This is a genomic window from Aquabacterium sp. (assembly GCF_004297345.1).
GTDB lineage: Bacteria > Pseudomonadota > Gammaproteobacteria > Burkholderiales > Burkholderiaceae_C > Aquabacterium.
In genome coordinates, this window is sequence record NZ_SCTN01000137.1 from 1 (window position 1) to 8,216 (window position 8,216).

Annotated in this window: 6 protein-coding genes; all 6 read right to left on the bottom strand. The window is 62.9% G+C overall.

Annotation, left to right across the window (positions count from 1 at the left end; genetic code table 11):
- On the bottom strand, positions 1 to 2,510 hold a 2,510-nt coding region (locus EPO09_RS04370; RefSeq protein WP_290640558.1), incomplete at its 3' end, for a DUF3857 domain-containing protein.
- 117 nt (positions 2,511 to 2,627) lie between these two features.
- Positions 2,628 to 3,857: a bifunctional glutamate N-acetyltransferase/amino-acid acetyltransferase ArgJ gene (gene argJ / locus EPO09_RS04375; RefSeq protein WP_290640560.1), complete on the bottom strand. Its 1,230-nt coding sequence runs from the start codon at positions 3,855 to 3,857 to the stop codon at positions 2,628 to 2,630.
- An 89-nt stretch (positions 3,858 to 3,946) separates the two neighbouring features.
- Entirely contained in the window at positions 3,947 to 5,326 is a 1,380-nt protein-coding gene (locus EPO09_RS04380; RefSeq protein ID WP_290640561.1) for a DUF2306 domain-containing protein, read from the bottom strand.
- Between the two features lie 136 nt (positions 5,327 to 5,462).
- Entirely contained in the window at positions 5,463 to 6,272 is an 810-nt protein-coding gene (locus EPO09_RS04385; protein ID WP_290640563.1) for a LytTR family DNA-binding domain-containing protein, read from the bottom strand.
- The gene (locus tag EPO09_RS04390) at positions 6,269 to 7,480 is read right to left on the bottom strand and encodes a sensor histidine kinase (RefSeq protein ID WP_290640564.1); all 1,212 of its coding nucleotides are present in this window, start codon (positions 7,478 to 7,480) and stop codon (positions 6,269 to 6,271) included. Before EPO09_RS04390 ends, EPO09_RS04385 begins: the two co-directional genes overlap by 4 nt.
- Positions 7,481 to 7,560: 80 nt before the next feature.
- On the bottom strand, positions 7,561 to 8,216 hold a 656-nt coding region (locus EPO09_RS04395; RefSeq protein ID WP_290640566.1), incomplete at its 5' end, for a TRAP transporter large permease subunit.

The following is an 8,216-nucleotide window of genomic DNA, read 5'->3' on the forward strand; positions in this document are numbered from 1 at the left end:
GCCAGGTTCAACCAGATGAGGGCATAGGTACGCTCGTCACCCGTGCTGTCTGCCACCTGGGTGCGGAAGGTGGATTCGGCATCGGTGTAGCGGCCTTGCACGAACTGGCTGATGCCCAGCCAGATGCCGGGTGCATTGCGAGCACCTTGACGTTGAAGTCGCTCGAAGTCCTTGCCTGCTTCTTCAACGCGGTTGAGGCCGACCAGCGCCACGCCTCGGGCTTCCAGTGCATCGGTGCTGTCTGGGTTGCCGGCCAATGCGGCTTGCGCATCGATCAGACCATCATGGAACGCGCCAACTTGGTTATGGGCCATGGCGCGCTCAGTCAGGACCTGCGAGGCCATGGGGCTTTGTGGATTGAGCAGGGGCAGCACGCGGCTGGCCAGCAAGCGGTTGAGCTCCTGATCCTGCATCAGGCGCAACAGCGCATCCGGACGGGTGCCAGGCTGGTAGTACGGCTGCACGCGGCGGTCGACCTCCGCATAGATGGGGTCCAGCATGGCGCGCTCAACCAGCAACAATCGCACGTGCTGGCTGGTGTACTGCCGGGCACGCATGACGCGTTCGCGGAAGTTGTCCAGATCGGCTGGCAGCACCTCTTCGCTGCGGCGTTCGTAGTGGGTGTTCCAGTTCAGGTCGCGCCCTTGGGAATCGATGCGGCTGGTCAGCAGGAAGTGTTTGTCGCTGATCTGTTGTGCCGGCGGCGGTGTGGCCGTGATCGGGCGCAGCGTTTGCACGTGCACTTTCACATCCAATTGGCGGGGTACATCCAACATGAAGGGGCTGACGCGGCGGGCTTCTGGCGGCACGATCAGGACATCGCCAAATTCCATGCCGTTCAGATCCAGCTCCAGTCCGCCGCGCTGATATTGCGCCACGTTCGGGTGCTCGAACCCCAGGGTCAGCGCCAGCTCATTGTTCTCACGCGAATCTTTCAGCTCCGCTTGACCGATTGGCTTGAGGCCGGGCATGACGCGCACATAGTTGCCAGCCATGGTCTCCTGGATACGCTCCAGGCCCACGTTGGCAATTGTGGCACGCCACCGTTCTGCGGCCAGGCCTTTGGCGTTCAGCGTGAGTTTGAGTTGCGCTGGCTTCTTCGGATCGGACAGATCCCAGTCCTGGCGGTAGTTCAAGGCATCCTGCGCAAAGCTTGGGCGCACGACGGCTTGCAAGCCCTGGCTGCCTTCGCCCACGACGAGGGCCTGCCCGTAGCTGTAGTAGCCGCGGTTTTGCAGTGTGTAGCCCTGGTTGTTGGCCGTGGCATCTAGGAAGTAGCGCTGGCCGTCGAGTTGCACGGCGGAGATCACGTGATCGAACTGATCGTGCGAGGGCAGGTAGTTCACCAAGCCCTTGTTGCGGTAGGTCGAGACCAGGGCTGGTTTGGCATCGAAGCCCAGGCCTTTGAGCAAGGTGTTGAGCAGCAGCACCTTGTCTTTGCAGTCACCCATGCGGTCCGCGAGGGTCTGGGCGGCAGGCTTGGGACGGTGCGAGCTTTCGCCCAGGCTGACACTGAAGTAGCGGATGTCATCCTGCACGAAGCGGGTGACCTCGGCCAGCAGCACGTCTGGCGGCAATTGTTTGGCCTTCCAGTCGGCAATGCGGCGGGCTACTTCACCCGTTGGCGCTTCGATGGCAAACAGGCGTTGGGCCCATTGATCAACTTCCGCCCAGCTCTGGAACTCGCTCACATGAAAGGCGGGGAAGACCTTGTACCAAGGTGGTGATGCCGACTCAGCCTGAGTCGCTGGCACGTTGTCGCGTTGCACGCGGATGACCTGCTTGCCGTTTTCCTCAAAGCGTTCCACGGCCACTTCGTTGGGCACGCCCTTGATCTGCAGATGGCGATCCAGCGGGGCTTCGATGCGCAGATGCAGTCGGTCCATCGCGACCTCATTGCCCACGTGCATCAGCTCCGAGAACTTGCCTTCGAAGATCGGGTTCACACCTTCGATCGAGTAAGCCAGTTCGACCACGTCTCCTACGCGCACGTCCTTGAGCATGATGAGCGCCTGACGGGTGCCATCCAGCACCTGATGTTCGAGCTGCTGTTCGCGGCGCAGCATTTCGACGCGCAGGTCTTTGAGCCTGTCGCTGCGCTTGCCTTCTCGCACCACGCTGACGTTGTGGATGAACAGGCGCTGATAAGCCGGGTTGAAGCCGATGGTGGGTTCGGACACCTCGCGCAAGGTCGAGCTGTCCATGGCCATCTGGTGCACGCGCATGTAGGTGGTTTGCGTCTTGGGCGTGACCTGGATCTGCATGTCGACGAGCAGATCACGGCGCGCTTTGGCGCCAGGCGCCATCTTGCGATTGGCGTCCGTCTTGCCCTGCCCCGGGTCCTTGACCCATGCCGGTGTGGGCGTGACGCGGTAGCCTGCCTCGGCAGGGCTGTTCTGGCCTGACGATGGTTGTGCAGGTGTTTTGGCCCCAGCGGTCTGGGGGCCAGGGTAGACCACCATCAACAGCGAGACCAGGACGGCAGGCAGCAAGCTGCTCTTGTTATGCATGATTCGACTCCCTTGATTCGTGTTCAAGTGTAGCGAATGGCTGCTGTCCCAAATGCAAACGCCTCAGACCGATGGCAGCCTGAGGCGTCTTGTGATGCGTGGCGTCGTGTGAGCGCGTCAGCTACGGTAATCTGCGTTGATCGTCACGTACTCGTGCGAGAGGTCGCAGGTCCAGACGGTGGTCTTGGCGGTGCCGCGAGCCAGGCCCACACGGATGGTGATTTCGGACTGCTTCATCACGCGCTGGCCGTCTTCTTCGCGGTACTCGGGGCGGCGGCCACCCTTGGTCACCACGTGCACGTCATCCAGGTGCAGCTCGATCAGGCTCTGGTCCAGATCGTCGATGCCGGCGTAGCCCACGGCAGCCAGGATGCGGCCCAGGTTGGGGTCGCTGGCGAAGAAAGCGGTCTTGACCAGGGGCGAGTGGGCAATGGCGTAAGCGGCCTTGGCGCATTCGTCTTCGTCGCGGCCACCTTCGACCGTGATCGTGATGAACTTGGTGGCGCCTTCGCCGTCACGCACGATGGCCTGGGCCAGTTGCTGCGACACGGCGATCACGGCAGCGCGCAGGGCCTGGCCATCGGCGCTGTTCAGGTCGGTGATCTCGGCGTGGGCGGCCTTGCGCGTGGCGATCAGCACGAAGGAGTCGTTCGTGGAGGTATCGCCATCAATGGTGATGCGGTTGAACGAGGCATTGGCTGCTTCGGTCACCAGGGCTTGCAGCAGGCCGGGGGCGATGTTGGCGTCGGTGGCCACATAGCCCAGCATGGTGGCCATGTTGGGCTTGATCATGCCGGCGCCTTTGCTGATGCCGGTGATGGTCACGGTCTGGCCACCAATCGTGATCTGCTTCGATGCACCCTTGGGCAGGGTGTCCGTGGTCATGATGCCTTCGGCGGCCATGGCCCAGTTGTCGGCCTTCAGCTCGGCAATGGCGCCAGCCAGGCCGGCTTCGATGCGGTCAACGGGCAGGGTCTCCATGATCACGCCGGTCGAAAACGGCAGGATCTGTTCGGGCGAGATGTGCAGTTGGCGTGCCAGGGCGATGGTGGTCGAGCGGGCGCGTACCAGGCCGTCTTCACCGGTGCCGGCGTTGGCGTTGCCGGTGTTGATCAGAAGGGCGCGGATCTCGCTGCTGGCCGCCAGGCGTTCGCGGCACAGTTGCACCGGCGCGGCGCAGAAGCGGTTCTTTGTGAACACGCCGGCCACGGCGCTGCCTTCATCCAGCGTGATGACGGTCAGGTCGCGGCGATTGGCCTTGCGCACGCCCGCCATGGTGATGCCCAGCTTGACGCCAGGCACGGGGTGCAGATCGGATGGAAGGGGGGCGGTCAGGTTGACGGGCATGTGGGGTCGACTCCGGGGTGGGCTCCAGCAGCGAAGCCCGAACAAGGGCCAGATTGTGCCGCAGTCCCCGGGGTTTGCCTGCCGCCAGATCAAAGCTGTGCGCAGGATTTGCCGGTGGGGGCGGCTTGAACCGCGCCGCCTGGAAGCGGCAGACCGTAGGCAGACGCAAAACCGTGCCAGGCCACGAAGCCCCAACTCAAGGTCAGGGCCGAGGTCTGGATCGCGCTGAGTGACCAGCCGGTCCAGGCCAGCCCGAGCCCGAAAGGCAGGCACAAGCCAGGCAGCAATGCATTGGTCAGCACCATGATGCGCCAGGGCACCAGAGCCGGGCCTGTCTGGCGCCACAGCAGGCAGCCGGTCGCCATGGCCAGCGTATAGGCAGCATGCGCCGCCCAGTAAAACTGTTGTCCGATGAGGTTGACGGGTGAATGCGCTTGTGGCGGGGAAATCAGGAGTGCGGCGCCGAGGGCCGACGCAGCCATCAGCGCCAGGATGTGCATCCGGATCGGGGAGCCCGATTGCACATGCTGAAGCTCACCCGGCAGGTACCAGAGTAGCGCGGCCGTGCTCAGGGCCCAGGGCGCGGCGAGGGTGGGCAACAGGGTATCGGCCGTGCGCCAGTGGGCCAGGGCATCCCAGCCCCAGGGTGCCAGTACGCCTTCATGCAGTACGAGCAATGAGCCCATCGTGGTCAGCGCCTGGATAAAGGGCATGGACAGCGTCAGTTGAGGGCGCAGCAAGGGCAGGTCCAGCTGGCCAATGCGGCGCATCCACCAGGCCATCAGCCAGACCATCTGCGGCATGAGGATCACGGCCAGACCAGCGTTGGCCTGAAAACCGTTGAGTGGCAGCAGGCGGCCCACCACAACGCTCTCCAAGCGCAGCGTGGGTGCGTTCATCAGGCTGGCCATCAGCAGGGTCATCCAGCCCATGTGGGCTTTGTAGTCGCGCTGGCGCGCGCTCTTGATCGCCAGGCCCAGCGCCATCAAGGTGGTGATGGCTTGCACCCAGAGCGCCGCGGCAAAGGGTTCGCCGGAGGGGCCGTCCTTGGCAGGCGTCAGCCACAGGTAGCTCATGGCGCCGGTCATGGCCAGCCCGATGCTGATGGCTGCTGCCCAGCCCAGCACGCGGTGCAGGCGCGGGCTGAAGCGGCGCAATGGCGTGATGAATTGCAGGGCGCACAAGGTCAGCGCCAGGCCACCAAACAGCGTGTGCGCGCCAATGCCTGCAAAGCCTCGTGTGTAGTTGAGGATGATCTGGCGCACCGCAGCGGCATCCCCCATCAGGAAGTCGCTGGACACGGCCTGCATGATCCAGCGCGTGGAGATGGGCACCTCCTGTCTGATCAGGCTGATGGGGTAGCTGCTGGAGATCAGCCCATAGATGGCGGCAGTCAGCAGGATCAGGCCGGCCAGCAGGGCGCTGGATGGCCGTGGCCCGGCGCGCCGGGGCGTGTGTCGTGTGGTCATATGGGCTGCTCCTGATGGTCTATTTGGATGACCATCCTGAGTGCCTGCTTTGCCCTGCGCAAGCCCGCTGAGACGGGGCGGCAGAGACCGGTGCGAGCTGCTGTATGGCGTCGCCAGTTGTAGGGCGGACGTGGATTTACATGGCCTTGAACAGGTGGGCGTACATGCGACTGACGTCCAGCGTCTCTGTGCGCTCTTTCAAGTGGACGCGTGTGCGATTGAGCTGACGGCTGACGCAATCAATGGCGTGCACATTGACCACGTGGCTGCGGTGGATCTGCCAGAACAGGCTTTGATCCAGCTTGGGTAGCAGTTCCTTCAAGGGTGTGCGAATCAGCTTTTCGGGGGAACCCGGCAGGCTGTCACGCGTGATGATGCGGACGTATTTGTCTGCCGCCTCCAGGTAGATGACCTCGTCCAGCGGGATGACGTACACATTGTTGCCCGCCGCAGCTTGCAATACCCGCAAGGGCGTTTCTGTCGCTGGCGATGCGGGAGGCTCTTGTCGCAGTGCCATGAGCTGATGGGGCAGTGTGTCCTCATCCTTTGCTTGCCTGCGCGCATTGAGTTGCTGCTGCACGCGCAGGCAGGTCACGGCCAGTCGTTCTGCGCGGATGGGCTTGAGCACGTAGTCGATGGCGGCGTGCTCGAACGCGGCCACGGCGTGGTGATCGTAGGCAGTGATGAAAACGATCAGGGGCAGGGCCTGATCGGCAGGCCAGTCGTCGATGACGCGCTCGGCCACTTCCAGCCCTGATGCGCCGGGCATGTGGATGTCGAGAAAGAGCACGTCGGGCAGCGAACTGAGGGCGGCACGGTAGGCTTGCAAGCCGTCACTGGCTACTTGCGTGATGCGCAGGTCCGGCCACAGCCGCGCAAGCTGGCGCTGCAGGGCACTGGCCAGCACGGGCTCGTCTTCGGCGATCAGGGCGGTGATGGGGTTCATGGATGGGCAGCTTGAGGGTGATGCAAAGCAGGTGCCTGCAGGCCTTGTGACGGTAGTTGCAAGACGGCGATGGTGCCGATCTGATCAGGGCCGGCATCAATGGTGAAGCGAGCTTGCGCGCCATAGCTGGTTTCCAGGCGAGACCGGATGCATTGCAAACCAAAGCCACCATGGCCATGGCTTTCTCTGGGGGTGCTGGCGGCCGCTTGCAGGCCCTGTCCCGTGTCTCGCACCACGATTTCCAGCTGGTTCTGCCCGTTGTGCTGGCGATGCGTGGCCGAGATATGCAGCCATCCACCGTCCGGGAGTGGGTCCAGTCCGTGCTTGATCGCGTTTTCCACCAAAGGCTGTACCAGCATGGGCGGCACGGTGATGTCGGCCAAATGGGGCGGAATGTCCACGCTGACCTGCAGGCGTTGGCCCATGCGTATCTGCATCAGACTCAGGTAGTCCATCACGCGTGCCATTTCTTCTCGCAGCGGCAGGGCGCCCGTGCGGCTGGCGCTCAATGTGGCACGCAGGTAGTCGATAAGGTGGGCCAGCATGTCTTGTGCGGTGGCCGGTTGGGTTTCGATGAGCGCGTGCAGATTGGCCAGAGTGTTGAACAGCATGTGCGGCTCCATCTGGGCTTGCAGGCGCTGCAACTGCGCTTCCACATGAAGGCGGTCTGCCTTTTCCGCTCTCAGCCTTTGCATGTGGGCGCGCACACGGAAGACATCAACCGAGAAGATCACGATGCACGCGAAGGCGTTGAAGACCAAGGATGTCTTGAAGCTGGTGGTGTTGAGCACTAAGGGCGTCCAGGAGTCGGTCCAATCCATGTAGCGCGTCCATATCCAGTAGGACAAGGGGGCGCACACGATGAACATCGCCAGTGCTTGCGCGATGGCCACTGGAATGGGGAGCACGGCGTACATGCCTTCGTGCTCAAGCCGCAGGCGTGCCGCGGGATCACGCAGCCAGTAATGCCGCGCGAGGCCGTACCACAGCAGGCCACCCAAGCCCAAGGCGACGCCCGACGCAATCAGATTGGCGATGACGTATTGCCAGAAGCCAAAGTGCAGATCCACCTCTGAGCGGTTGGTCATGTCCAGCGACTTGTAGAACGTCGCGAACACGAGGGCCCACACTGGCTGTTGGATCAACAGACGCATGAGGTTGGGCTTGATCAAGGCCTCGAATGGTGTGGGTGAGGCAGTTGGCTGCATGGCTCGAAGGCGTGTGCCGCAAGGGCTGAATCAACAAGAGCCCCGCAGGGCTCTTGTTATGTCAGTCGTGCTGGAGAGGGTTAGATGAACAACTTGGCAATGGGGTGGAAGAACGCCACGCGCTGCACCAGCAGCGGGCCGAAGGCCACGATGCCCAGGCTGATCGACATCACGATGCAAGGCAGGATCCAGCGCTCGTAGCGACGATAGAAGGTTTGGCCAGCCACTTCGGCGTCTGACTTGTCGATCTCCGCCTCGCCCACCACTTGCCGCGTGAGCAACTGGTTGATGGCCACTGGCGGCAGCAGGTAACCCAACTCGAAAGCCACCAGCACCATCATCCAGAAGTGCACAGGCTCGATGCCGTTGGCATAGGCCATTGGGGCCAGCGTACTGGACACCAGCAAGATGGCGCCCATCGGTTCCATCACCATGCCCAGAATCACCTTGGCCACAACCAGGAAACCCATCGCCATCCACACATTGGGGAATACTTGCGGTGCCAGGGTCATGACTTCCGAGCGTTCGACCACACCGCCAATCAACTGCGTGAACAGCATCAGGCTGATGTACGAGCCGACGTGTTCGATGGTCTCGGTGGTGGCGGCATCAATGGCCTTGATCGCTGTCTTCTGCCGTTGAGCGGCATAGGCGGGCTGGTACACCTCTTCGCCTTCGGCTGCCAGTGCCTGGCTTGCCACGCGGCTTGGTTTTGCGGCAGCCGCGCCCACCGATG

Bases quoted from the DNA above. Each gene is read 5' to 3' on its own strand.
- EPO09_RS04390 (WP_290640564.1), bottom strand. From the start codon at position 7,480: ATGCAGCCAACTGCCTCACCCACACCATTCGAGGCCTTGATCAAGCCC.
- argJ (WP_290640560.1), bottom strand. From the start codon at position 3,857: ATGCCCGTCAACCTGACCGCCCCCCTTCCATCCGATCTGCACCCCGTG.
- EPO09_RS04380 (WP_290640561.1), bottom strand. From the start codon at position 5,326: ATGACCACACGACACACGCCCCGGCGCGCCGGGCCACGGCCATCCAGC.
- EPO09_RS04385 (WP_290640563.1), bottom strand. From the start codon at position 6,272: ATGAACCCCATCACCGCCCTGATCGCCGAAGACGAGCCCGTGCTGGCC.